The 23,390-nt window shown below is 74.0% G+C and carries 20 protein-coding genes; 14 read left to right on the forward strand and 6 right to left on the reverse strand.

What is annotated here, in order from left to right; translation table 11 throughout:
* A complete protein-coding gene (locus tag ACFHW0_RS05685; RefSeq protein WP_416605920.1) occupies nt 1–987 on the forward strand; it encodes an ABC transporter permease in 987 nt (328 codons plus the stop codon).
* A 109-nt stretch (nt 988–1,096) separates the two neighbouring features.
* Complete coding sequence (locus ACFHW0_RS05690; RefSeq protein ID WP_416605922.1) at nt 1,097–2,842, forward strand: ABC transporter substrate-binding protein; 1,746 nt, start codon at nt 1,097–1,099, stop codon at nt 2,840–2,842.
* A gap of 215 nt (nt 2,843–3,057) precedes the next feature.
* On the opposite strand, the gene ACFHW0_RS05695 is transcribed toward ACFHW0_RS05690, so the two are convergent.
* Nucleotides 3,058–5,199 (reverse strand): prolyl oligopeptidase family serine peptidase, encoded by a 2,142-nt coding sequence (locus ACFHW0_RS05695; RefSeq protein ID WP_416605924.1) that lies wholly within the window; start codon nt 5,197–5,199, stop codon nt 3,058–3,060.
* Between the two features lie 87 nt (nt 5,200–5,286).
* Between ACFHW0_RS05695 and mshB the strand changes: the two genes are divergently transcribed.
* The 3 genes from mshB (at nt 5,287) to ACFHW0_RS05710 (ending at nt 7,217) form a co-directional block, all read left to right on the forward strand.
* Nucleotides 5,287–6,213 carry an N-acetyl-1-D-myo-inositol-2-amino-2-deoxy-alpha-D-glucopyranoside deacetylase gene (mshB, locus tag ACFHW0_RS05700; RefSeq protein ID WP_416605926.1) on the forward strand — a complete coding sequence of 309 codons (927 nt, stop codon included), beginning with the start codon at nt 5,287–5,289 and terminating at the stop codon, nt 6,211–6,213.
* Between the two features lie 17 nt (nt 6,214–6,230).
* Nucleotides 6,231–6,671, forward strand: a complete 441-nt coding sequence (locus ACFHW0_RS05705) for a hypothetical protein (protein ID WP_416606146.1) — start codon at nt 6,231–6,233, stop codon at nt 6,669–6,671.
* 78 nt (nt 6,672–6,749) lie between these two features.
* Complete coding sequence (locus tag ACFHW0_RS05710; protein WP_416605928.1) at nt 6,750–7,217, forward strand: hypothetical protein; 468 nt, start codon at nt 6,750–6,752, stop codon at nt 7,215–7,217.
* A gap of 194 nt (nt 7,218–7,411) precedes the next feature.
* Here ACFHW0_RS05710 and ACFHW0_RS05715 read toward each other — a convergent pair whose 3' ends face one another.
* The gene (locus tag ACFHW0_RS05715; RefSeq protein ID WP_416605930.1) at nt 7,412–8,371 is read right to left on the reverse strand and encodes a GNAT family N-acetyltransferase; all 960 of its coding nucleotides are present in this window, start codon (nt 8,369–8,371) and stop codon (nt 7,412–7,414) included.
* A 79-nt stretch (nt 8,372–8,450) separates the two neighbouring features.
* Here ACFHW0_RS05715 and fdxA point away from each other — a divergent pair, with 79 nt between their 5' ends.
* The 5 genes from fdxA to ACFHW0_RS05740 all read left to right on the forward strand — a co-directional run bounded on the left by fdxA (nt 8,451) and on the right by ACFHW0_RS05740 (nt 12,312).
* Nucleotides 8,451–8,777, forward strand: coding sequence for a ferredoxin (fdxA, locus tag ACFHW0_RS05720; protein WP_091422126.1), 327 nt, complete (start codon nt 8,451–8,453; stop codon nt 8,775–8,777).
* Nucleotides 8,774–9,880 carry a succinyldiaminopimelate transaminase gene (dapC, locus tag ACFHW0_RS05725; RefSeq protein WP_357577850.1) on the forward strand — a complete coding sequence of 369 codons (1,107 nt, stop codon included), beginning with the start codon at nt 8,774–8,776 and terminating at the stop codon, nt 9,878–9,880. The genes fdxA and dapC overlap by 4 nt, the downstream gene beginning before the upstream one ends.
* A 19-nt stretch (nt 9,881–9,899) precedes the next feature.
* Nucleotides 9,900–10,925, forward strand: coding sequence for a prephenate dehydrogenase (locus ACFHW0_RS05730; RefSeq protein ID WP_416605933.1), 1,026 nt, complete (start codon nt 9,900–9,902; stop codon nt 10,923–10,925).
* 89 nt (nt 10,926–11,014) lie between these two features.
* A complete protein-coding gene (locus ACFHW0_RS05735) occupies nt 11,015–11,662 on the forward strand; it encodes an SIMPL domain-containing protein (protein ID WP_416605935.1) in 648 nt (215 codons plus the stop codon).
* Entirely contained in the window at nt 11,662–12,312 is a 651-nt protein-coding gene (locus tag ACFHW0_RS05740) for a nucleoside/nucleotide kinase family protein (protein WP_416605937.1), read from the forward strand. The genes ACFHW0_RS05735 and ACFHW0_RS05740 overlap by 1 nt, the downstream gene beginning before the upstream one ends.
* 43 nt (nt 12,313–12,355) lie before the next feature.
* Here the strand turns inward: ACFHW0_RS05740 and ACFHW0_RS05745 are convergent, their stop codons facing one another.
* Nucleotides 12,356–14,977, reverse strand: coding sequence for a hypothetical protein (locus ACFHW0_RS05745; protein WP_416605938.1), 2,622 nt, complete (start codon nt 14,975–14,977; stop codon nt 12,356–12,358).
* Nucleotides 14,978–15,079: 102 nt separating this feature from the next.
* Nucleotides 15,080–15,637: a sugar O-acetyltransferase gene (locus ACFHW0_RS05750; protein ID WP_416605940.1), complete on the reverse strand. Its 558-nt coding sequence runs from the start codon at nt 15,635–15,637 to the stop codon at nt 15,080–15,082.
* A 98-nt stretch (nt 15,638–15,735) separates the two neighbouring features.
* Here ACFHW0_RS05750 and ACFHW0_RS05755 point away from each other — a divergent pair, with 98 nt between their 5' ends.
* Nucleotides 15,736–19,104: a S8 family serine peptidase gene (locus ACFHW0_RS05755; RefSeq protein ID WP_416605942.1), complete on the forward strand. Its 3,369-nt coding sequence runs from the start codon at nt 15,736–15,738 to the stop codon at nt 19,102–19,104.
* A gap of 51 nt (nt 19,105–19,155) precedes the next feature.
* Here the strand turns inward: ACFHW0_RS05755 and dapD are convergent, their stop codons facing one another.
* Nucleotides 19,156–20,112, reverse strand: a complete 957-nt coding sequence (gene dapD, locus ACFHW0_RS05760; RefSeq protein WP_416605944.1) for a 2,3,4,5-tetrahydropyridine-2,6-dicarboxylate N-succinyltransferase — start codon at nt 20,110–20,112, stop codon at nt 19,156–19,158.
* A gap of 118 nt (nt 20,113–20,230) precedes the next feature.
* Between dapD and dapE the strand changes: the two genes are divergently transcribed.
* The gene (dapE, locus tag ACFHW0_RS05765; protein ID WP_416605946.1) at nt 20,231–21,304 is read left to right on the forward strand and encodes a succinyl-diaminopimelate desuccinylase; all 1,074 of its coding nucleotides are present in this window, start codon (nt 20,231–20,233) and stop codon (nt 21,302–21,304) included.
* An 88-nt stretch (nt 21,305–21,392) separates the two neighbouring features.
* Here the strand turns inward: dapE and ACFHW0_RS05770 are convergent, their stop codons facing one another.
* Complete coding sequence (locus ACFHW0_RS05770; RefSeq protein ID WP_199729509.1) at nt 21,393–21,554, reverse strand: hypothetical protein; 162 nt, start codon at nt 21,552–21,554, stop codon at nt 21,393–21,395.
* 246 nt (nt 21,555–21,800) lie between these two features.
* Here ACFHW0_RS05770 and ACFHW0_RS05775 point away from each other — a divergent pair, with 246 nt between their 5' ends.
* Together ACFHW0_RS05775 and ACFHW0_RS05780 are read left to right on the forward strand one after the other, a co-directional pair.
* Nucleotides 21,801–22,661 carry a TIGR00730 family Rossman fold protein gene (locus tag ACFHW0_RS05775; protein ID WP_416605948.1) on the forward strand — a complete coding sequence of 287 codons (861 nt, stop codon included), beginning with the start codon at nt 21,801–21,803 and terminating at the stop codon, nt 22,659–22,661.
* A gap of 1 nt (nt 22,662) precedes the next feature.
* Nucleotides 22,663–23,208 (forward strand): TIGR00730 family Rossman fold protein, encoded by a 546-nt coding sequence (locus tag ACFHW0_RS05780; protein WP_121399730.1) that lies wholly within the window; start codon nt 22,663–22,665, stop codon nt 23,206–23,208.
* The last annotated feature ends 182 nt before the right edge of the window (nt 23,209–23,390 follow it).

Genomic DNA, 23,390 nt, shown 5'->3' on the forward strand with positions numbered 1-23,390 from the left:
ATGGTGCGCTTCCTGCTGAAGCGGGTGCTGCTGGCGATCTCGGTGCTGTTCGCGGTGAGCGTGGTCAGCTTCCTGCTGTTCTTCGCGCTGCCCGCCGACCCGGTGACCGGCATGTGCCCGAAGAACTGCAACGCCGAGCGTCTGGAGCGGGTGCGGACGGAGCTGGGGCTCAACGAGCCGAAGGTGCAGCAGTACGCCGACTACATGAAGGGCATCTTCGTCGGCCGCGACCTGGGCAGCGCGCAGGGCGGCGAGTGCGCGGCGCCCTGCCTCGGCTACTCGTACGTCAACAGCGAGGCGGTCACCGACACCTTCGCCCGGGTGCTGCCGGTGACGTTGAGCATCGTCCTGCCCGCGGCGGTGCTGTGGCTCGCCATCGGGGTCGGGCTCGGCATGGTCTCGGCCCTGCGGCGCGGCTCGCTGCTGGACCGGATCTCGATCGGCCTCACGCTGACCTTCGCCTCGCTCCAGCTCTACTTCGTCGGCGCGGTCCTGTTGCTGATCTTCGTCTACACCCTGCGGATCCTGCCCACACCGCGCTACACGTCGCTGTTCGAGAATCCCGTGGAGTGGGCGCGGGGGCTGGTGCTGGCCTGGATCACCCTGGCGCTGCTCTTCTCCGCGATCTACGCCCGGCTGTCCCGGGCGCAGATGCTGGAGACGCTCTCCGAGGACTACGTGCGTACCGCCCGGGCCAAGGGCATGCCGAAGCGGCAGGTCTACGGCAAGCACGCGCTGCGCGCGGCGATCACGCCGATCGTCACCATCGCCGGTCTCGACGTGGGCGCGGCGCTCGGCGGCACGGTGATCACCGAGACCACCTTCGGCATCCAGGGACTCGGTCGTACGGCGGTGGAGGCGGTCCGCCAGGGCGACCTGCCGACGATCATGGGGACCGTGCTCATCGCCGCGCTGTTCGTGGTCGTCGCCAACATGGTCGTCGACCTGCTCTACGCGTTCGTCGACCCCCGGGTCCGCCTCGGCTGACCCGCGGCGTGCGGAGTGCCGATCGTTGTAGCCCCGTTATCTGCTCGAAATTTACCGTCATTGAAGGCTAGGCGAAGCTTTCCTTCATCGGCGATCCGGAGGAGTGAGTATGCGAGCAAGACGCGTCACCGCCCTGGGCGGTGCGATCGCACTGATGGTTTCCCTCGGTGCGTGCAGCGAGAACACCGGTGACGACACCGGCGGGGTGGACACCACCAAGCCGCGCACCGGTGCCATCGCCACCGACCCCAAGGACTCCCTCGGCCCGGCGCCGGAGGTGCCCGGCGCGGCCAAGGGCGGCACGTTCTACATCCTGCGGGAGAACAAGATCTCCCACATGGACCCGCAGCGGATCTACTCGTTCGCCGGCCTGATGGGGAGCCAGCTCTACGCCCGCTTCCTCACCACGTTCAAGGACGACGGCAAGGGCAACGTCACCCTGGTCGGTGACCTGGCCGAGACCCCCGGCACCAACGTCAACAACGACTGCAAGGTCTGGGAGTTCAAGGTCAAGCAGGGGGTGAAGTTCGAGGACGGCCGGCCGATCACCAGCAAGGAGATCGCGTACGGCATCGCCCGGTCCTTCGACCCGGACCTCACCGGCGGCCCGACCTACCTCCAGGAGTGGCTGGTCGACAGCCCGCAGTACGACACCAAGTGGGACTTCAAGGCCAACAAGACCTCGCTGCCGCCGGGGCTGACCACGCCGGACGAGCGGACCCTGCGCTTCGAGTTCAACAAGCCCCGCTGTGACCTGCCGTTCGCCGTCTCGCTGCCGGCCACCGCGCCGCTGCCGGCCGACAAGGACACCGGCGTCAACCTGGACAACCAGCCTTTCTCGTCGGGCCCGTACAAGTTCACCAAGCACACCCCGGGCGTCGAGATCGTGCTCGAGCGCAACGAGCACTGGGACCCGGCCACCGACGCCGTGCGCCACCAGTACCCGGACAAGTTCGTCTGGTCGCTGGGCGCGGACCAGGCCGCCCAGACCAACCGGGTGCTCGCCGGCACCGGCAACGACGCCGCGGCGGTCGCCACCGGCGGTGTCCCGCCGGAGCTGATCGCCAAGGTCACCGGCGACCCCAAGCTCAAGGAGCGGATGATCGTCGCGGCCACGCCGAACGCGTACCGCCTGAGCATCAACACCGCCCGGGTCACCGACCTGTCGGTGCGGCAGGCGATCAACCACGCGATCGACCGCGCCAGCATCACCAAGAACCTCGGCGGCCCCTACGGCGCCGTGCCGATGACGACGCTGCTGCCGCCCACCACGCTCGGCTACAAGCAGTTCGACGCGTACCCGGCCGGCGACAGCGGCAACCCGGAGAAGGCCAAGGAGCTGCTCGCCGGCAAGACGCAGAACCTGGTGCTGCTCACCTCCGACGTGACCAGCTCCCAGGAGCGGGCCACGCAGATCAAGAACGCCCTGGAGAAGGCCGGCTTCACCGTCACGATCAAGACGATCCCCGAGGACGGCTACCTCGACACGGTGAAGAAGAAGGACAACCCGTACGACCTCTGGGTCGACTCGTGGGCGGCCGACTGGCCCAGCGGCGCGTCGATCCTGCCGGTGCTCTTCGACGGCCGCAGCATCAAGGCCGAGGGCAACAGCAACACCTCGCAGCTCAACAACGAGGGGCTCAACGCGGAGTTCGACCGGATCCTCGCGCTCGACCCGGCCAAGCAGGCCGACGAGTGGAGCAAGATCGACGAGCGGCTGATGAAGGAGACGGCGCCGGCGGTGCCGCTCTACGTCGAGGTGGTCTCCATCGCGCACGGCGAGAAGGCCGGCGGCGTCTTCATCGGCAGCATCTTCGGCTGGCCGAGCTTCGTGGACGCCTACGTCAAGCAGTGACACCACCCGTGACGCGATGACACCCCAGCGGTGACACGCACGGACCGACCCCCGGTCGACAACGTCGTCGGCCGGGGGTCGCCGTGTCCGTGGGCTGCCCACCCGCGACCTGCCCGGCGGCGCCACCTCGGCGGCTCCCCGACCGGGTGCCGGCGCCCGGGGTGGAGATCGGTTCTCCGGCCGGCCCGCAGCGGGGACGGCCAGGTCGGGCGCGCCTAGAGGTGGCGGCGGACGAAGTCGAGTTCGAGCCTGAGCAGCCGTTCGGCGGTGCCGCCGGCGGCCATGTGGGTGGCTCCGGTCAGCGGGAGCACCGAGTGCGGCCGGCCGGTCGCCAGCAGTGCCGCCGACAGCCGCAGCGTGTGCGCGGCCACCACGTTGTCGTCGACCAGGCCGTGCACCAGCAGCAGCGGACGGGCCTCGTCCGGCCGCTGCACCGGCTCCCCGGCCAGCTCCACCAGCGAGTGGTGCGCGTAGATGTCCGTGCCGTCGTCCGGCAGGCCCAGGTAGCGCTCCGTGTAGGCCGTGTCGTACAACGCCCAGTCGGTGACCGGCGCCCCCACGATGCCGCACCGGAACAGCTCCGGGTGCCGCAGCACCGCCAGACCGGCCAGCCAGCCGCCGAACGACCAGCCGCGCACCGCCACCCGCTCCAGGTCCAGGTCGGGGTGCTTGCCGGCCAACGCGGTGAGCGCGTCCACCTGGTCGATCAGGACGACGTCGGCCACCCGCCGGTGGATCGCCTTCTCGAAGGAGGGGGCCACGCCCGGCGTGCCCCGGTTGTCGATGGTGACGACCGCGAAGCCGGCGTCGGCCCACCACTGCCGTTCCAGCCACGCCCCGCGGGCCGCGAGCACCTCCTGGTGCCCCGGCCCGCCGTAGACGTCCAGCAGCACCGGCAGCCGCCGGCCGGTGACGTGGTTGTCCGGGTAGAGCACGGCCGTCGGCAGCCGCCGGTCGGTGACCCGCTCCAGCAGCGGCAGCGGCGCGTACGGCGGGGTGGCGGCGAGCGAGCGCAGCACGGCCACCTCCTGCTCGCCCCGCCACACCGTCCACCGGGTGCCCGCGTGGTCGAGCGAGGCGCTCCCCACCACCAGCACGTCCCCGCCCACCGCGGCGGTGTGCCAGCCCGGGTCGGTGGTGATCCGGCGCGCGTCCACGCCGCCGCCGATGGTGGTGCGTACCCGGAACAGGTGCCGCTCGCTCGGCTCGCCGTCGCTCGCCTCCACCAGCAGGTCGGCTGGGCCGCTGCCGCCGGGCAGCCGCCCCACCACCCGCCGTACGTAGAGCGACGGCGGGGTGAGCAGGGTGCCGTCGGCGAAGAGGCAGCGGGCGTCGTACCCGTCGTGGGCGAGTTCGCCGCCGACGAGCACCCGGCCGTCGGGCAGGTGCGCCGGGGTGCCGGGAATCGGCTCCACCCAGCGGGGGTCGGCCAGCTCGGCGTGCACCTGGGTCTCGCCGGTGCGCGGGTCGATCGCCAGCACCAGGCCGTGCTGCTGGGAACGGCGCAGCACGGTGATCAGCGGGCCCCCCTCGGCCCAGTGCACGGCCGTCAGGTACGGGTAGGTCTCCCGGTCCCAGTGCACGTCGACCCAGCCGTCGCCGAGGTCCAGCAGGTGCAGGCTGACCTCGGCGTTCGCGGTGCCGGCCCGGGGGTACGCGACGGTGGTCGGCGGGCTGGCCGGGTCGGCCGGGTCGTGCAGGTGCCAGCGCTGCACGCGGGACTCGTCCACCCGGGCGGCCAGCACCGAGCGACCGTCCGGCGCCCACCAGTAGCCGCGGAACCGGTGGAACTCCTCGGCCGCGATGTGCTCGGCCAGCCCCCAGGTCACCCCGGAGTCCTCGCCGGCCAGCAGGGTGTCCGTGCCGTCGTGTTCGACCACCCGTAGTTGCCCCCGGCGGACCCCCTCGGCGGCGTCGGTGACGTACGCCAGGCGCTGCCCCGTGGGATCGGGCCGGGGGTCGAGCACCGGGCCGACGGTGGCCACCTCGACCACGTCGCCGTGCACCAGGTCGGCCCGGAACAGCCGCCCGGCCAGCGCGAAGACCGCCACCCGGCCGGCGCCGTCCAGCGTGTAGGAGCCGATGCCGGAGGCGCTCAGGCGCAGCCGCTCGCGCAGCGCGCGCTCGCCCGGGCTCAGCGCGCCGGCGTCGGCGTCGGCCCCGAGCAGCGCCGCCGGGTCGGCGACGAGCCGCTCCTCGCCGGTCGCCACGTCGAGCAGCCAGAGCGCGTCGGCCGGGTCCTCCGGGCCGGCCGACCGCAGGAAGACCACCCGGGAGCCGTCGTCGGCCACGGTGACCGCCCGCGGCGCTCCGCGGCTGAACCGGCGGGTGCGGGCGGCCAGCTCCGGAAAGTCCACAGTCCAGATCGTAGAGCGGTGACCGGGGGTGATGTGGCCGACCTGCGCGGACGCGTCGGGGCCGGCGGAGGAGAACCGCCGGATAGAGTGACCGGCGTGACGACGCTGCCTGACCGCCGCCTCCTGCTGGTCCACGCGCACCCCGACGACGAGTCCATCGGCACCGGCTCGACGATGGCGCACTACGCCGCCGACGGCGCCCACGTCACCCTGGTGACCTGCACCCTCGGCGAGGAGGGCGAGATCCACGTGCCGGCGCTCGCCCAGCTCGCCGCGGCCGAGGCCGACCAGCTCGGCGGCTGGCGGATCGCCGAGCTGAACGCCGCCTGCGCCGCGCTCGGCGTCACCGACCACCGCTTCCTCGGCGGTGCCGGCCGTTACCGCGACTCCGGCATGATGGGCCTCGCCACCAACGAGCACCCCCGCGCCTTCTGGCAGGCCGACCTCGACGAGGCCGCCGGGCACCTGGTGGAGATCATGCGGGAGGTACGCCCGCAGGTCATGGTCACGTACGACGACAACGGCTTCTACGGGCACCCGGACCACATCCAGGCGCACCGGGTGGCGATGCGCGCGTACGAGCTGGCCGGCGCGGAGGGCTTCGCCCCGGCGAAGGTCTACTGGACGGCGATGCCGCTCAGCGTGCTGGAGGCCGGCCTGACCCACTTCGCCGAGTCGGCGGACAATCCCTTCGCCGGCATCCAGGACATCTCGGAGCTGCCCTTCGGCACCCCGGACGCGCAGATCGCCGTCCGGATCGACGCCACCGATCAGCACGCCGCCAAGGAGGCGGCGATGCGGGCGCACGCCACCCAGATCCCCGACGCCTCCTGGCTCTACTCGATCGCCGGCAACTTCGGCAGCGAGTTCATGGGCGTGGAGTACTACACCCTCGCGGTGGGCGAGCGGGGGCCGGGCAGCGGCCCGCACGGCTGGGAGGACGACCTCTTCGCCGGCCTCGACGTCGCCGACGGCCCGGACCGGTCCCCGGTCACGGCGGCCGGTATCCGGTGACCCTGCCCGTCGCGTCGATGTCGGCCGCCCCGCAGGAGACCGCCCCGCCGCCACCGTCCGGGCGGTCCCGGCGGCTGCTCGACCTCGCCCTGCGGATGGCCGGCGGGCTGGTCGCCGTCCTCGGTGGGATCCTCACCGCGGTGCTGGAGCTGCTGCTGGCCACGCTCCGGGTCGGCGGGCAGCTGATCGGCGTCTCGGTGCTCGTCGCCATCGGCGCGAACATCGCCCTGAGCTGGTTCGCGCACGAGGCCGTCGGTCGCCGGTGGGCCGTGGCGCTGCCCGCGACGCCCTGGTTCGTCCTGATGGCGGTGGCGGCGGTCCGCACCGCCGAGGGGGACCTGCTCGTCACCGGCGACAACTGGGTCGGCCTGGCGATGATCGTGGCCGGCGCGATGACCTTCGCGGTGATGGGTTTCCGGCAGATCCTGGCACCGCCACCGGTCCGGTCGGGGGACTGACGGCGCACAGGTTCCGGTGGTAGACATTCCTGCCAGGAAGCCCGCCGCTGGAGCGGGCGGTACGGCGGGAGGCGTGCGATGAGTGAGCGGTGGCGCGCGACCGGGGTTCTCGCGGTCGCGCTGTTCGCGGTCAACGTGGTCGCCCGGCTGGTCACCCGGTTCGGCTTCGACGGCGACGACACGGCCGCCGCCGACCGGGTGTCGCTGGGGATGTTCGCGGTGATCGGGCTGGTCCTGGCGGCGGTCGCCTTCGTGTGGGGCCGGCGTCGACCCGTCTCGGCCTGGGGCGCCGACCTGGCCGCCGCGGTCGGGATCGCGCTGCTGCTGACGGTGCTGGTCGGGCCGCTGCTGGTGGGCGACAACCCGTTCGGCGGGGGCGCGGGCACCTTCTTCGCCCAGATCTGGCTCTACCTCGCGGCGGCCGGCGTGGGCGTGCTGCTCGGCTACCTGCTCCTCACGGCGCTCGGCCTGGACCACCGCTCGCAGTCGCTCCAGCGGTACGCCGAACTGAGGGCCACCAAGCCCCGCCGCGTAGTCCGCCGCTGACCACCCCACCCCCGCCCCACCCCACCCTGCGCCCGGCTCCGCCGCGCCCCCCGGCCCTCCGCCGCGAGGTCGATCATGAGGTTGGCGCCCTGGAACGCGCTTTCCCGGGGCAATGACTTCATGATCGACGACGCCAGTGGGCGGGAGGGCGCGAGGCGGGGCGGGGGAGGGGGCGGGGCGGGGGTCCGGGTGGGTCAGGGTGGTGGGGTGCGGGTGAGGTAGGTGTGGTGCGTGGTGAAGCCGAGGGTGCGGTAGAGGGCCACGGCCGGGGTGTTGCGCTGCTCGACCTGGAGGAAGGCGCGCGAGGCGCCGGTCGCCACACCCCAGTCGGCGAGCGCCCGGATGATCCGGCCCGCCAGGCCCTGCCGCCTCGCCTCGGGCAGCACCTCGATCAGGCTGAGCCCGAGCCAGCGCCCCTGCCCGGTGACCGTGCCCCGGCCGATGGCGAGCAGCGCGCCGTCGGCGTACACGTGGGCGAAGCGGACCTGGTCCACGGCGGTGAGCACGTGCCGGGCGGCGTCCGGCAGGCCGCCCTTGCGGCCGGCGGCGACGGCGAGCCAGTCGTCCGACGGATCGGCGGCCAGCTCGACCGGCGGCGCTCCGGCGCGCTCCGGCACGGCCGGCGGCAGCCCCGCCAGCGGCACGGTCTGCACCAGCACGGGCGGCCGGCCGACCCAGCCACGGGCGTCAAGTTCCGCGCCGACCGGGGCGGCGAGCGGCAGGGGGGTGTTGACCATCGGCGGTTGACCGAGGTCGGTGTACCAGCGCTCCACCGCGTCGAGCGCGGCGGGCAGGGGCCGGTCCGGGTCGCCCACGGGTAGCGCCGAGTTGGCCCGGCCCGTCCAGCCGTCGGCGGCGCGCAGCCGCCAGTCGCCGAGCCGCCCCCGCACGGCGGCGGGCCACGCCTCGTCGGCGGCCAGTTCCAGCTCGACCACGGCGGCGGCGGTGGGCCGGCGGGCCGGCGGCACCCGCTTGGCCCGGTGCACCTCGGCCACGGGAACCCGGAGCCGGCCCTGCGCGGTGGCGAGTGTGAGATGGGTTTCGCTCAGCTCGACCAGCTCGCCGAGGGCGTCCGAGAAGAGCGGCCGACCTTCGCGAATCCCCACGATCCGGCGCACCACGATCCGGTGTCCCACATCCTGCTGTCGGAGCACGATCGACCCCCTCCCCGGCGAGATACTAGGCTCTAACCGTCGCGGTTGATCGCGGCGTGTCTTGCGGAGGAGAAGACCGGTGACCTACATCATCGCCGAACCGTGCGTGGATGTGCTCGACAAGGCTTGCATCGAGGAATGCCCGGTCGACTGCATTTACGAGGGCAACCGGATGCTCTACATCCACCCCGACGAGTGCGTCGACTGCGGTGCCTGTGAGCCGGTCTGCCCGGTCGAGGCGATCTTCTACGAGGACGACGTCCCGGAGCAGTGGAAGGACTACACCGGCGCCAACTACGAGTTCTTCGAGGAGTTGGGTTCGCCCGGCGGTGCCTCGAAGATCGGCAAGGTGGAGAAGGACGCGACCTTCGTCGCCGCGCAGCCGCCGCGCGGCGAGGGCCACTGAACCGGCCCGCGCCGGTCTCGTCACGGCTGCCGGAGTTCACCTGGGACACCCTGGACGCCGCGGCCGCACTGGCCGCGGCGCATCCTGAGGGCCTGATCAACCTCTCCATGGGTACGCCGGTCGACCCGGTGCCCGAGGTGATCCGGCGGGCGCTGGCCGACGCGTCCAACGCCCCGGGCTACCCGCTGACCGCCGGCACGCCGGTGCTGCGCGAGACGATCGCGGCCTGGGTGGCACGGGCCTGCGGTGCCGGCGTCGACGGCCTCGGCGTGCTGCCGACGATCGGCTCCAAGGAACTCGTCGCCTGGCTGCCGACCCTGCTCGGGATCGGTCCCGGCGACGTCGTCGTGGTGCCCTCGATCGCCTACCCGACGTACGAGGACGGCGTCCGGCTCGCCGGCGCCACCGTCGTACGCGCCGACTCGCTGACCGCCGTCGGGCCCACCTCCCGGGTGCGCCTCGTCTGGGTCAACTCGCCGGGCAACCCGACCGGCCGGGTGCTGCCGGCGGCCCACCTGCGCAAGGTGGTCGACTGGGCCCGGGAGCGCGGCGCGGTGGTCGCCAGCGACGAGTGCTACCTGCCGCTGGGCTGGGCCGCCGAGCCCGTCTCGGTGCTCTCGCCCGAGGTCTGCGGCGGATCGTACGACGGGGTGCTGGCCGTGCACTCGCTTTCCAAGCGGTCCAACCTGGCCGGCTACCGGGCGGGCTTCGTGGCGGGCGACCCGGCGCTGGTGGCGGAGCTGCTCAAGGTCCGCAAGCACGCCGGGATGATCGTGCCGGCGCCGGTGCAGGCGGCGATGGTGGCCGCGCTGCGCGACGAGCGGCACGCCGACGAGCAGCGGGAGCGCTACCGGGCCCGGCGGGACACCCTGCACGCCGCGTTCACCGACGCCGGCTTCACCGTCGAGCACTCCGAGGCCGGGCTCTACCTCTGGCTGACCCGGGGCGAGGACTGCTGGGAGACGGTCGACTGGCTGGCCCGGCGGGGCATCCTCGCGGCGGCGGGCGTCTTCTACGGCCCGGGCGGCCGGCAGCACGTCCGGGTGGCGCTGACCGAGTCCGACGAGCACGTGGCGGCGGTCGCCGGCCGGCTGCGCGCCTGAGCGACCGCCGAGGTGCGTGATGGTGGACAGTTCGCGTGGGCGACCCCGGGTCGCCGTGGTGGGCACCGGCCTCATCGGCGGCTCGGTCCTGCTCCGGCTGCACGAGGCGGGGCTGGACGTCGTCGGCTGGGATCCGGACCGGGCCACCCGGGCGACCGGGCGCGAACGCGGGGTGGCCTTCCCCGACGACATCGGCGGGGCCGTCCGCGACCGTGACGTCGTGTTCCTCTGCGGCCCCCTGCCGAGCCTGCCGGAGACCCTGCTCACCGTCGCGAAGCACGCCGGGGACGGCTGCGTCCTCACCGACGTGGGCAGCACCAAGGGCGCCGTGGCGGCCTTCGCCGCCGCCACCGGGTTGACCGACCGGTTCGTACCGGGCCATCCGATGGCAGGCACCGAACGCTCCGGGCTCGCCGCCGCCGTGCCGGCGCTGTTCGAGGGGGCCGCGTGGGTGCTCTGCCCGGCGGCCGAGGGCATCGGGCCGTTCCGGATGCTGTCCGGCCTCATCGTGGACGTCTTCGCCGCCCGGGTGGTGCCGATGTCGCCGGCGGTGCACGACTCGGTGGTGGCGCTCTCCTCGCACATCCCCCACCTGCTCGCCGGCAGCCTCGCCGGCGCGGTGGCGGAGTCGGACCTCCGGGACGCCGTGCTGGGCCTCGCCGCGGGCAGCTTCCGGGACGGCACCCGGGTCGCCGGCACCCCGGCCCGGCGTACGGCCGACATGCTCTTCGACAACCGCGAGCAGGTGGTACGGCAGCTCGGTCAGGTCAGCGCGTTCCTCGACGGGCTGGCCGCCGCGCTGCGCGCCGAGGACGTCGACGCCCTGGTCGGTCGAATCCAGCAGGCGCGGGACCTGCGTACCGTCCTCTTCGACCGGGACCTGCTCGCCCACCGGCGGGAGTTCCCCGCCGACGGCGACCACCGCGCCGAGGTGGAGTTCCTGCTGGAGCTGGGGGCCGCCGGCGGCTATCTCACCGAGTGCCGGGTCGACGGCGACCGGGTCGGCTACACGGGCCATCTCCCGGCGACGGTCCACGCCGCCTGAGCCGGACAGTCCCGGGAGGGGCGCCGCGGCCCCGTCGGCGTGCCGTGGGACGGCGGGCGGGCCGGCGGACGCGCGGTTAGGGTGAGGGCATGGTGGACGGGCCGGTGGTGGCGGTGCGCGGCGAGGCGTACCGGGAGGTGGCTCCGGAGATCGCCCGCTTCACGGTGACGGCCAGGGCGCGTGACCGGGACCGGGAGGCCACCCTGACACGGCTGGCCGAGCGGGCCGCCGCCGTCCGGGTGCTGCTCGGCGGCGAGGGCCCCGGCATCGACCGGCGGGAGACCGGCGAGTTGCAGGTCAGGCCGGAGACCCGGCGTTCCGGTGAGCGGGTGGTGGCGTACAGCGGCAGCGTGACCACCACCGTGACGGTCAGCGACTTCACCGCGCTCGGCGAGCTGATGCTGTGCCTCGCCGACCAGGACCAGATCGAGGTGGCCGGGCCGTGGTGGTCGCTGCGGCCGGACAGCCCGGCCCACCGGGAGGCCCGGCACGCCGCGCTCGCCGACGCCCTGCTGCGCGCCCGCGAGTACGCGGAGGCCCTCGGCGCCCGGGTGACCGCCCTGATCGAGCTGGCCGACGCGGGCGCGGCGGAGCAGCCGATGATGAGCCGGATGGCGTACGCGATGGGCGACGGCGCCGAGAGCGGCCCGCCGGAGCTGGAACTCGACCCGCAGCCGCAGACCGTGCACGCCGCGGTGCAGGCGCGGTTCGCGATCAGCGAGCCGGTCCTCGGGTGATGGCCGGCGCCCGGGTCGTCGGCACCGACGAGCTGGTGGCGCGGGCGCGGACCCTCGCCGAGGCCGGCCCGCGGCAGCTGCTCGGCATCGCCGGGCCGCCCGGCGCGGGCAAGTCGACGCTGGCGGTACGGATCGTCGAGGCGGTCGGCCCGACCGCCCGGCTGGTGCCGATGGACGGCTTCCACCTGGCTCAGGCCGAGCTGCGCCGGTTGGGGCGGGCGGAGCGCAAGGGCGCCGCGGACACCTTCGACGCCAACGGCTACGTCTCGCTGCTGCGCCGCCTGCACCGGCTGGAGCCGACGGCGGTCTACGCGCCGGCGTTCCACCGGGACCTGGAGGAGCCGGTGGCGGGCTCGATCGAGGTGCCGCCGTCGGTGCGGCTGGTGGTCACCGAGGGCAACTACCTGCTGTTGACCGGGACGCCCTGGGACGAGGTGCGGCCGCTGCTGCACGAGGCGTGGTTCCTCGACCTGGACGCCGAGCTGCGGCTGCGCCGGCTGACCGCCCGGCACGAGGCGTACGGGCGGTCGGCGGAACAGGCCCGGGCGTGGGCGACGGGCAGCGACGAGGCCAACGCCGCACTGGTGGCCGGCACCGCGCACCGCGCCGACCTGGTCGTCCGGCTCGCCGAGCCGCCGCCGTCACCCTGAGGGCGGCGGCAGCCCGTCGCGTGCCGGTGGCCTGCCGCCCGGGTCAGCCGGTGCCGCGCCTCGGTGCCGGTACGCCCCGACGCAGCAGCCACGCCACCCGCGAGCGTTCCCGGTGGAACTCGGGCGCCTCCGGGTAGCCCCTGTGGTTGCGGATCGGGGGATCGGCCACCTCCCCGTCGTCGGGGTGCAGCGCCTCCGGGTCGCGTACGGCCAGGTTCCGTGCCCCGGCGTTGACCGGCCAGCCGAGCGGGTCGGTGTCCCGCCAGAAGTTGGTCCAGCGGATCCGGCCACCGGGCGGCGTCAGCGCCTCGGCCAGCACCGGCAGCCGGTCCGGGCCGAAGTAGCCGGGGAAGACCCGCCCGTAGAGCCGGGTGAGTTGGCAGCCGTACGAGAAGAACCAGATCCGCCGGCGCGAACGGGCGGGCAGTTGGAGGAGCACGGCCGCACAGATCACCGTGCCCTGGCTGTGTCCGGAGAGGATGATCCCGTCCACGCTGCGAGGGTCGTCTTCGGCGAGCGCCAGCAGCCCGGCGGTGCGGGTCTGCAACTCGGGTACGGCCCGCTCGGCGTAGCTGGGCGGGGCCAGCGGGTGCGCGGTGCGGGGCCAGAAGGTGCCCACGTCCCAGACCACGCCGACGGTGCGACGGACGAGGTCGTTGCGGTAGACCAGCAGGCCCACCGTGGCGATCAGCACCGGCAGCCAGCCGAGCAGCCGACCGCCCACCTCGGAGACCCACTCGACCACCGCGGCGCCGCCGGTCGCGACCGTGGGGTGCGGCGGGCTGCGGGAGAGCAGGGCGGCGCAGCCGAGGGTCGCCAGCACGGCCGACGCGGCGGCGTAGCCGCCGACCAGCCGTACGGCGTGCTCGCCGACCAGCCGGTGCAGCGCCCGCCACGTGCTGACGTCACGGCAGCGCCGCAGGTCGTGGGCGGAGAACGGGTCGCCGGTCCGTGCCGTCGCCCGCGCGTACTCGTGCCGGCGCAGGCGGAGGTGGAGCAGGCCGGCCCGGGCGACCGTGGCGGCGAGCGCGAGCAGGGCGACGGCGAAGACGAGCCCGGCCCACAGCACCGGAACCGGGGGCACGACGGGGGAGCGCCCGCCCGGTGCCGGGTCGCCGTTGAGCCGGCCGGTGACCCAGTAGAGCAGTCCGGCGCTGTAGGAGACGGAGAGCATCCAGCCGAAGCCGGCGACGACCGCCGGCGCCCGGCCGCCCCAGGCCAGGTCGCTTTGGCGCTCCGGTGACGGTCGCCCGGCCGGCGACGGGACGCGCCGTAGCAGCAGGCCGGTGGCGGCCAGGGCGACGACCGGGACGACGACCGTCCAGAACTCCAGCGCCGCGGGCGGCGGCGGCCCGGGCAGCCAGCCGGTGAACCAGGCGAACCCGAGGACGAGCAGCAGGGCGGCCGCCGCCGGCGCGGCCAGCGCCCGCCGCCCGGACCGGGCCACCGACCCGATCGCGATGAGCAGCAGCAACTGCCCCGTGCCCAGCCAGGCGACGATCCAGTCGAGGCCGGGCAGCGACCGGTCCGCGGGGCAGGTCGGCGCGACGGCCTGCCGGGCGCACCCGGGCGTCGGGCGCAGGCCGGCCAGGGGCGTGCCCGCGGGGCCGTCGGGCAGCAGCAGGACCAGCACCGTCCCGGCCAGCCCGACGGCGGTGAGCACGGCGACCGTGACGCTCCATCCGCCGAGCGGGGTGGCCCCGGCGCGCCGGGTCAGCCCGGGCCGCGCGAGCGCCACGACCGCGACCAGCACGACGGCGGCGAGCGCCGCCACGGTGGGCCAGGCGACGGCCGCCCGGCCGCCCCGGGGCGGGTCCAGGGCGAGGACCGCACCCAGCGGTACGGCGGCGGCGACGACCACCCCGGTGCACAGGTGCAGCACGGCGCCTCTGCGCAACTGGCCCTCGCCGGTCCAGAAGGTGCGGTCCTGCAACGGGTTGCCGGGCGGCGGGTCGGGTGCGACCGGATCCGCCTCGGGTCGTTCGCGCCGGTCCGTCGGAGCCCCGACCGGCTGCGGGGCATCCGCCGGGGGAACAGGTTCGGCGGGCATCTGCGCCTCGTACTGGTAGGTCCGCCAGCTCACCAGTCCGAGCAGGGCCAGCACGCCGAGCGGCACGAGCAGGCCGACGGCCAACGACCGCGCGCCCTCGCTCCACCAGCCGTGTCCCAGGAACTCCCAGGGGCCGGGGATCCGGCGCAGGCAGTCGTCGTCGACGCACTGCCAGCCCACGAGGTCGACCCCGACGGCGGTGAGGGTGAGGGCGAAGCTGCCGGTGAGGCTCAGGCAGAACAGCCGGATCAGCCACGCCGTGATCCCCGAGGTGCTGTGCCAGCGTTCGGTCGCGGGGTCGGCCGGGACGGACGGCCGGGCGTGCAGCGCGACGTTGGCCAGCGTGAACGGGAGCAGCAGCGTCCACAGCGCGCGCTCGACGTCCCGCGCGGTCCGCGCGCCGGAGGTCAACTGCCCCCAGCTGTACGCCTCGACGACGACCGGGTCGGCCGGCCCGGCCGTCGGGGATCGGTAGAAGCCGGTGACCGGGCCGCCCGCGACGAGCCACGGCGGGGCCGGCGCGTCGGCGCCCGGTGCCGGGCGCAGGCCGAGGATCTGACCGGGGGGCGTGTTGGAGACCCCGTGCACGCGTAGTTCGAGCACCCGACCGACCATCCCCGCCTCCCGGTGACGACGCCACCACCCACGGTGCCGTGTCTTCGGGTGGGCGCGCCAGTGGTGGAGGGTGTTTGTGCAGGTGGCGGGCGTGATGGTGGTTCAGTCGAGCTGGCGTACGACGCGGGCGGGGTTACCCACGGCGACGACGTTCGCCGGCAGGTCCTTCGTCACCACGGCGCCTGCGCCGACGACGGTGTTCTCCCCGACGGTGACGCCGGCGAGCACGATGGCCCCGCCGCCGAGCCAGACGTTGTCGCCGATGGTGATCGGCTTGGCCGCCTCCCACTTGTCGCGGCGGGGCCCGGGCTCGACGGGGTGGGTGGCGGTGAGCAGCTGCACGTTCGGTCCGATCTGGACGTCGGCGCCGATGGTGATGGGGGCGACGTCGAGGAGGACCGCGTTGAAGTTGACGAAGCTGCGCGGCCCGATCCGGACCTGCCAGCCGTAGTCGACGTAGAGCGGCGGTCGGACCCAGGCTCCCTCGCCCACCTCGCCGAGCAGGTCGCGCAGGGCCGCGAGCCGGGCCTCGGGGTCGGCGGCCGGGCCGGTGTTGAAGCGTTCCATCAGCTGCGCCGCCCGGTCCAGGTCGGCGGCGATCTCCGGATCGTCGGCGATGTAGGGCTCGCCGGCCAGCATGCGTTCCTTCATGGATGTCACCGGTCGATCATCTCCGAGGATCGGTCCTGTTCGTTGGCTGCTCCGTCATCTTCGTGTCTTCACTTTGCATACTCGGTATGCAACTCTGATGACTGTCAATGCGTCTCTCCCTACAGGTAGTAACGCCCGACGAGGAGGATCCGTTGCAGCGAAGAAGAAAACTGGTCGGTCTCGGTCTGGTGCTCGGGATGGTGCTCGGCACCCCCGGCATGGCCGCCGCCCAGAAGCCCACCGAACCGACCGTCCGTCCTGACGCGACCCCGTCGTCCCGGTTGGGGGGCACCGGCGGCCGACCGGTCACCGTCACCCTGCTCACCGGCGACCGGGTCACCGTCAACGGCTCCCGGGCCAGCGTCCAACCCGCACCCGGGCGCGAGGACGTCCGCTTCCTGACCCGACGGGAGCGGGGCCACGTCTCCGTCGTACCCGAGGACGCCGTGGCGCCCATCCGGGACGGGCGGATCGACCGGCGGCTGTTCGACGTCACCGAACTGGTCGCCGCCGGCTACGACGACGCCCGGCGCGACGACCTGCCCCTGCTGATCACCGGCGGCACCGGCGCGGCCCGGCGCTCCGCCGTGCCCGCCGGGGTGACGGTCACCCGTGAGCTGCCCGCCGTCGGCGGGCTCGCCGCCACGGCGAGCAAGCGGCGGGCCGCCGAGGTCTGGGCGGCGGTCACCGCCGCCGGCGCGAGGGTCGGCGCGGCAGGGGGTGCCGACCGGATCTGGCTCGACGGCCGGCGGCAGCTCACGCTCGACCGCAGCGTGCCGCAGATCGGCGCGCCGGAGGCGTACCGGGCCGGCTACACCGGCCGGGGCGTGCGGGTCGCCGTGCTGGACACCGGGATCGACGCCACACATCCGGACCTGGCCGGCCGGGTGGCGCAGGTGCGCAACTTCACCGAGGAGTCCGCGCCGGGCGACATCGTCGGGCACGGCACCCACGTCGCCTCGATCGTCGCCGGCGGCGGCGCCGCCTCCGGCGGCCGGATGCGGGGCGTGGCCCCGGACGCGACACTGCTCGACGGCAAGGTCTGCGAGACCAACGGCTGTCCCGAGTCGGCGATCCTCGCCGGCATGCAGTGGGCGGCGGCCGAGCAGCGGGCCAACGTGATCAACCTCAGCCTCGGCGGCTTCGACACCCCGGAGGTCGACCCGCTGGAGGAGGCCGTCAACACGCTCACCGCGCAGACCGGCGCCCTCTTCGTGATCAGCGCCGGCAACTCCGGCCGGTTCGCGCCGGTCAGTTCCCCCAGCACCGCCGACGCCGCCCTCTCGGTGGGCGCCGTCGACCGGGACGACAGCCTCGCCGACTTCTCCAGCCGTGGTCCCCGCACCGGTGACGACGCGCTCAAGCCCGACATCACCGCCCCGGGGGTGGGGATCGTGGCGGCGCGCAGCCGGGACGCGGTGATCGGCGACCCGGCCGGCGACGGGTACGTCTCGCTCTCCGGCACCTCGATGGCGGCCCCGCACGTCAGCGGCGCGGCGGCGCTGCTCGCCCAGAAGCACGGCGGGAAGGCCGACCGGCTCAAGGCCCTGCTGATGTCCTCGGCGAAGCCGCACGCCGAGCTGACCGCGTACGAGCAGGGGGCCGGGCGGGTCGACGTGGCCCACTCGATCCGGCAGACCGTGACCAGCGACCCGCCTAGCGTGTCACTCGGGCGGGCGCTCTGGCCGCACGGCGACGACACCCCGATCACCCGCACGGTGACCTGGCGCAACGACGGCGCGACCCCGACCGACCTGGACCTGGCCGTGGAGGCGACCGGCCCGGACGGCAGGCCGGCCCCGGCCGGCATGTTCACCCTCGGCGCGAGCCGGATCGCCGTGCCGGGCGGCGGTACGGCGAGTGCCACCGTCACCGCCGACACTCGGGTCGACGGCCCGGACGGTCACTACACCGGCCGGATCGTCGCCCGCTCAGGCGGCGCGGTGGTGGCCGTCACCCCGCTGGCGGTGCACCGGGAGGTGGAGAGCTACACGGTGGCCGCCCGGCACCTGAACCGCGCCGGCGAGCTCGCCGGCGAGCACGGCACCACGCTGGTCTCGCTGGACGGGCTGAACCCGTACGACCTGTACGACCCGGACGGCACCGCCGAGCTGCGGGTCCCCAAGGGCCGGTACGGGCTGGTCAGCTTCGTGTACGACGTGGCCGGCGAGGAGGTCACCGCGCTCACCCAGATCGTCCAGCCGGAGCTGGTGGTCGCCGGGGACACGCGGATCACCCTCGACGCCCGCCGGGGCAAGCCGGTCCGGATGAGCGTCCCGCAGCGCTCGGCCACCCCGGCGCTCGTCGTCACCGAGGCGATCTTCCTCGCCGAGACGGGCAGCTACACCTTCGGCATGCTGGGCTCCGACTTCGAGGGCCTGCACACCCTCGGGCTCGGGCAACCCGCGTCCGGTGAGCGGTTCATCGCCACGGTCAGCAGCCAGTGGGCCGACCTGGAAGCGGCGAGCAGCCCCTACCTCTACGCCCTCAGCGAGGCCGTGCCGGGCCGCATGCCGACCGGCTTCGTCCGGCACTACCGCACGAAGGACCTGGCCACGGTCACCCACCGGTTCAACGGCGGCAGCCCGGGGCTGGTCACCGACCGCCTGGTCTTCGCGCAGCGCGAGCCCGACGTCGGCGGCTGGGCGGTCGGCCTGCGTACCGCGACGCCGGGGCAGCGGGTCGAGCACTACAACGCGCGGGGCGTGCGCTGGTACTCCGAGCTGGACTTCGGGGTGCCGACCGACGAGGGCTGGGCCGATCTCAAGGCGATCCTCTTCTCCGAGGCACGCAGCCTGCGCGCCGGGCGGCACTACCGGGAAAGCTGGAACAGCGCGCCGTACGGGCCGTCGTTCCCGACGGCGGGGATCACCCGGCAGGGCGACCGCATCGAGGTGAGCCTGCCGCTGCACAGCGACGCCGAGGGGCACCCCGGCGGCTCGGTCGCCGACACCGCCCGCACCGCCCTCTACCGCAACGGGGTGCTGGTCGGGGAGAGCGAGGAGCCGGCGTACGGCGGGTTCGACGTGCCGCCGGGCGCGGCCGACTACCGGCTGGAGGTGTCGTCGAAGCGGAGCTTCACCGACCTCGCCACCGAGGTGGCGGCCACGTGGACGTTCCGGTCCCGGCATGTCGCCGGGGACGACCCGGTCGCGCTGCCGGCGGCGGCGATCCGGTTCGCGCCCCGGCTGGCCCGGGACAACGCCGCCCCGGCGGGCCGGAGCTTCACGATCCCGGTCCAGGTGCAGCGGCAGCCGGGCGCGCCCTCGGCCCGGGTCGCCGCGCTGACCGTCGACGCCTCCTACGACGGCGGTGAGACCTGGCAGCGGGCCCGGGTCCGCGGCGGCGGAGACGGCTGGACGGCCACCGTGCGGCACCCCGCCGGCACCGGGCACGTCTCGCTGCGGGCCACCGCCCGGGACACCGCCGGCAACACGGTCACCCAGCGCGTGATCCAGGCGTACCGCCTGCGCTGAGGCGTACCCCCGCCGGGCCCGCGACCGACCGCGGGCCCGGCGGGGCGACCGTCAGTCGTTGGCGTGCAGCGCGGCGTTCAGCTCGATGCCCCGGCCGCTGCGCGGCTTCGCCTCCAGTGCGCCGGTGACGGAGTTGCGCCAGAACAGCAGGCCGTCCACCTCGGACAGCTCGCGGGCCTTGACGACCCGGCCGTCCGGCAGCGTGATCTTGGAGGCGGCGGTGACGTAGCAGCCGGCCTCCACCTTGCAGTCGTCGCCGAGCGAGATGCCCACGCCGGCGTTCGCGCCGATCAGGCTGCGCTCGCCGATGCGGACCTTGTCGGTGCCGCCGCCGGAGAGGGTGCCCATGATCGAGGCGCCGCCGCCGATGTCGGAGCCGTCGCCGACCACCACGCCCTGCACGATCCGTCCCTCGACCATCGAGGTGCCGAGCGTGCCGGCGTTGAAGTTGCAGAAGCCCTCGTGCATGACCGTGGTGCCGGCCGCCAGGTGCGCGCCGAGCCGTACCCGGTCGGCGTCGGCGATCCGCACGCCCGACGGCACCACGTAGTCGGTCATCCGGGGGAACTTGTCCACCCCGTACACGGCCAGGTGGCGGCCGGCGGCCCGCTCGATGACCCGCAGCTCGTCGACGCGCTCCGGAGGGCACGGCCCGGCGGAGGTCCAGGCCACGTTCGCCAGCTTGCCGAAGATGCCGTCGAGGTTGAGCTCGTTGGGTCGCACCAGGCGGTGGGAGAGCAGGTGCAGCCGCAGGTACGCGTCGGCGGCATCCTTGATCGGGTCGTCCAGCGAGCCGATCACGGTGACCACCTGGACGGTACGCAGCCCGGGCAGCGCCCGGTCGCCGACCGCCCCCGGCGGCAGGTCCAGCACGTCCGCCTCGTCCTCGCCGGCGACCAGCGGCAGCTCGCCGAGGCCCAGCTTGCCCGTCGGATACCAGGTGTCGAGCACCTGGTCGTCAGCGGTAACGGTGGCCAGGCCGATGCCCCAGGCGGATTCGGACGTCACTGATTCACCTCTCGTTCGTGCTGCGGGCCGGCGAGCCCCCCGCGTCCCGCGTCCCGCGCGGACCGCCCCGGAACGCTCGCTCCTCGCGCTCGCCGGATCTGACGGTACCGTGCGAACCATGGAGAACCCGCTGACCCCCGAGGTCCTGGCCGATCCGGTGGCGCTGACCCGCGCGCTGGTCGACATGGAGTCCGTGTCCCTCAACGAGAAGGCGATCGCCGACTGCGTGGAGGAGGTGCTGAGGGGCGTACCGCACCTGACCACGTACCGGCACGGCAACACCGTGATGGCGCGGACGGACCTGGGCCGCGACCAGCGGGTGGTGCTCGCCGGTCACCTGGACACGGTGCCGCTGAACAACAACTTCCCGTCGACCACGCGCGGCGACCTGATGTACGGCTGCGGCACCTCGGACATGAAGTCCGGGGTGGCGTTCGCGCTGAACCTGGCGGTGAGCCTGCCGGACCCGCGCTACGACGTGACGTACTTCTTCTACGAGGCGGAGGAGATCGAGTCGAAGTACAACGGCCTCTTCCTGGTCGCCGACGCGTACCCGGAGTGGCTGGAGGCGGACTTCGCGCTGCTGCTGGAGCCGACGCACGGCATCGTCGAGGCGGGGTGCCAGGGCACCATGCGCGCGGTCGTCACCACCACCGGCGTACGCGCCCACTCGGCCCGTTCCTGGCACGGGGTGAACGCGATCCACGCGGCCGGCGAGGTGCTCGACCGGCTGACCAACTATGAGGCGCGGCGGGTGACCATCGACGGCTGCGACTACCGGGAGGGGATGAACGCGGTCCGCATCCACGGCGGCGTGGCCGGCAACGTGGTGCCCGACCGGTGCGAGGTCGAGGTCAACTACCGGTTCGCGCCGGACCGGACCCCGGCCGAGGCCGAGGCGCACCTGCGCGAGGTCTTCGCCGGCTTCGAGGTGCGGGTCACGGATTCGGCGGCAGGCGCCCCGCCCGGGCTGGAGGCGGCGCCCGCCCAGGAGTTCCTCGCCGCGGTCGGCGCCGCGCCGATCGGCAAGCTGGGCTGGACGGACGTGGCCCGGTTCGCCGCGATGGGCATCCCGGCGCTGAACTTCGGCCCCGGCGACCCCAACCTGGCCCACCACCCCGACGAGCACGTGGAGATCAGCAAGATCCGGGAGGGCGCGGTCATACTGCGCCGCTGGCTCGCCTCCGCCTGACGATCGCGAAGGCGGGGCGCCCTCCGCATGGACGGAAGGTCCGCGTCGGCCGACGCGGACCTTCCGTGCACGGTGTCGTCGGTGCGGGTCAGACGGTGGTGGACGCGTCGGCGGTGGGCCGGGCGTCGGTCTGGCCGCCCTGGTCGGTGGACGGTTCCATCAGGCGGGCGCGGCGACGCTCGGCCACCACGTCGCGGATGCGGCGCTGCATCTGCCGCCGGATCCGGATCATCTCGCTGTTGCTGATCACGCTGACTCCTCCCCCGAAGGCGCGCGCCGGGGCATACCCGGTATGTGAATAGTAAGACGTCCGTGCGACCGAATTAGTTGCCCATGATCCGGAAAAATATTTTCGATCGTCGCCCGGCCCGTCTCCGCTCATCGCCCCCGAGGTCACGCCGTCCGTCGCCCGAGTTCACGCCGTCCATGGGCTCGGCGGACGGCCCGGCTCACGGTGCGCGCACCTGGCGGGTGCGGCTCCACTACGGTTGCTCCCATGGGTCAGAGCAACGGGCGGGAGGCCGGCCGCGAGCCGGGACAGGAACGGCACCGGGGGGCCGTGACGCTGCGTCGACAGGTGATGACGGGCAGCACCGCCGATCAGCGCCTGCTCGATTCGCGGGGGCGCGAGGACTGGAAGACCAAGGACGCCTGGCGGGCGCTGCGCATCCTCTCCGAGTTCGTCGAGGGCTTCGACACCCTCGCCGACCTGCCCTCGGCGGTCAGCGTGTTCGGTTCCGCCCGCAGTCACCCGGAGAGCCCGGAGTGCCGGCTGGCCGAGGCGCTGGGCGCGGCCCTGGCCCGGGCCGGCTACGCGGTGATCACCGGCGGCGGGCCGGGCGTGATGGAGGCGGCCAACCGGGGCGCCAGCGAGGCCGGTGGGCTGTCGGTCGGCCTCGGCATCGAGCTGCCCTTCGAGCAGGGGCTCAACGACTGGGTCGACCTGGCCATCGACTTCCGCTACTTCTTCGCCCGCAAGACCATGTTCGTGAAGTACGCCCAGGCGTTCGTCGTGCTGCCGGGCGGGTTCGGCACCATGGACGAGCTCTTCGAGGCGCTGACCCTCGTGCAGACCGGCAAGGTCACCCGGTTCCCCGTGGTGCTGATGGGCGCCGACTACTGGAGCGGCCTGCTCGACTGGCTGCGCGACACGATGGCCGCCGACGGCAAGATCGGCCCGGTCGACCTGGAGCTGATCTGCGTGACCGACGACGTCGACGCGGCGGTCCGGCACATCGTGAAGGCCGAGGCCGCCCTCAACGTCGAGCAGGAGGCGGTCCGCGAGGAGGCCGTCGCCGTCACCGCCGCCGACCAGCGGGCCGCCGCCGAGGCGGGCGACGAGAACCGGAAGCGTTGACGTGGCGGCGATCTGCGTGTTCTGCGCCTCCTCCCGTACCCTCGACCAGCGCTGGCTGGACCTCGCGGCCGAGACGGGCGCGGAGATCGCCCGGCGCGGGCACACCCTCGTCAGCGGCGGCGGGTGCGTCGGCATGATGGGCGCGCTGGCGGACGGGGCGCGGGCCGCCGGCGGCCGGACGGTCGGGGTGATCCCGCAGTCGCTGGTCGACCTGGAGGTCGCCGACCTGGCGTCGGACGAGTTGCTCGTCACCGACTCGATGGCCGCCCGCAAGACCCTCATGATCGACAAGTCGGACGCGTTCCTCACCCTGCCGGGCGGGCTCGGCACCCTCGACGAGCTGTTCGAGGTATGGACGACCGCCACCCTGGCCCTGCACGCCAAGCCGATGGTGTTGGTCGACACTGACGGCTTCTACCGCCCGGTGCTCGACTGGCTGGGCGCGCTGGCCGACCAGACCTTCCTCAAGCCCGCCGGCCTGGGCCTGCTCAAGGTCACCGACACGGTCCCCGCCGCCCTGGACACCCTGGAACTCCACCTCCTCTGACCCACCCCCTCCCCTCCCTCTCCCCGCCCCCCTCTCGCCGCGTCGATCATGAGGTTGGCCGCGCGGGTCGCCCCTTTCGTCCCCGCCAACCTCATGATCGCCGTCCCCCGGGGCCTCGGGGGGAGTGGGGGAGTGGTTCCGGGTGGCGGGGTGGCGGGGTGGGGGTGTCGTACCGGCGTGGT

The organism is Micromonospora sp. LOL_025, assembly GCF_048060285.1.
GTDB lineage: Bacteria > Actinomycetota > Actinomycetes > Mycobacteriales > Micromonosporaceae > Micromonospora.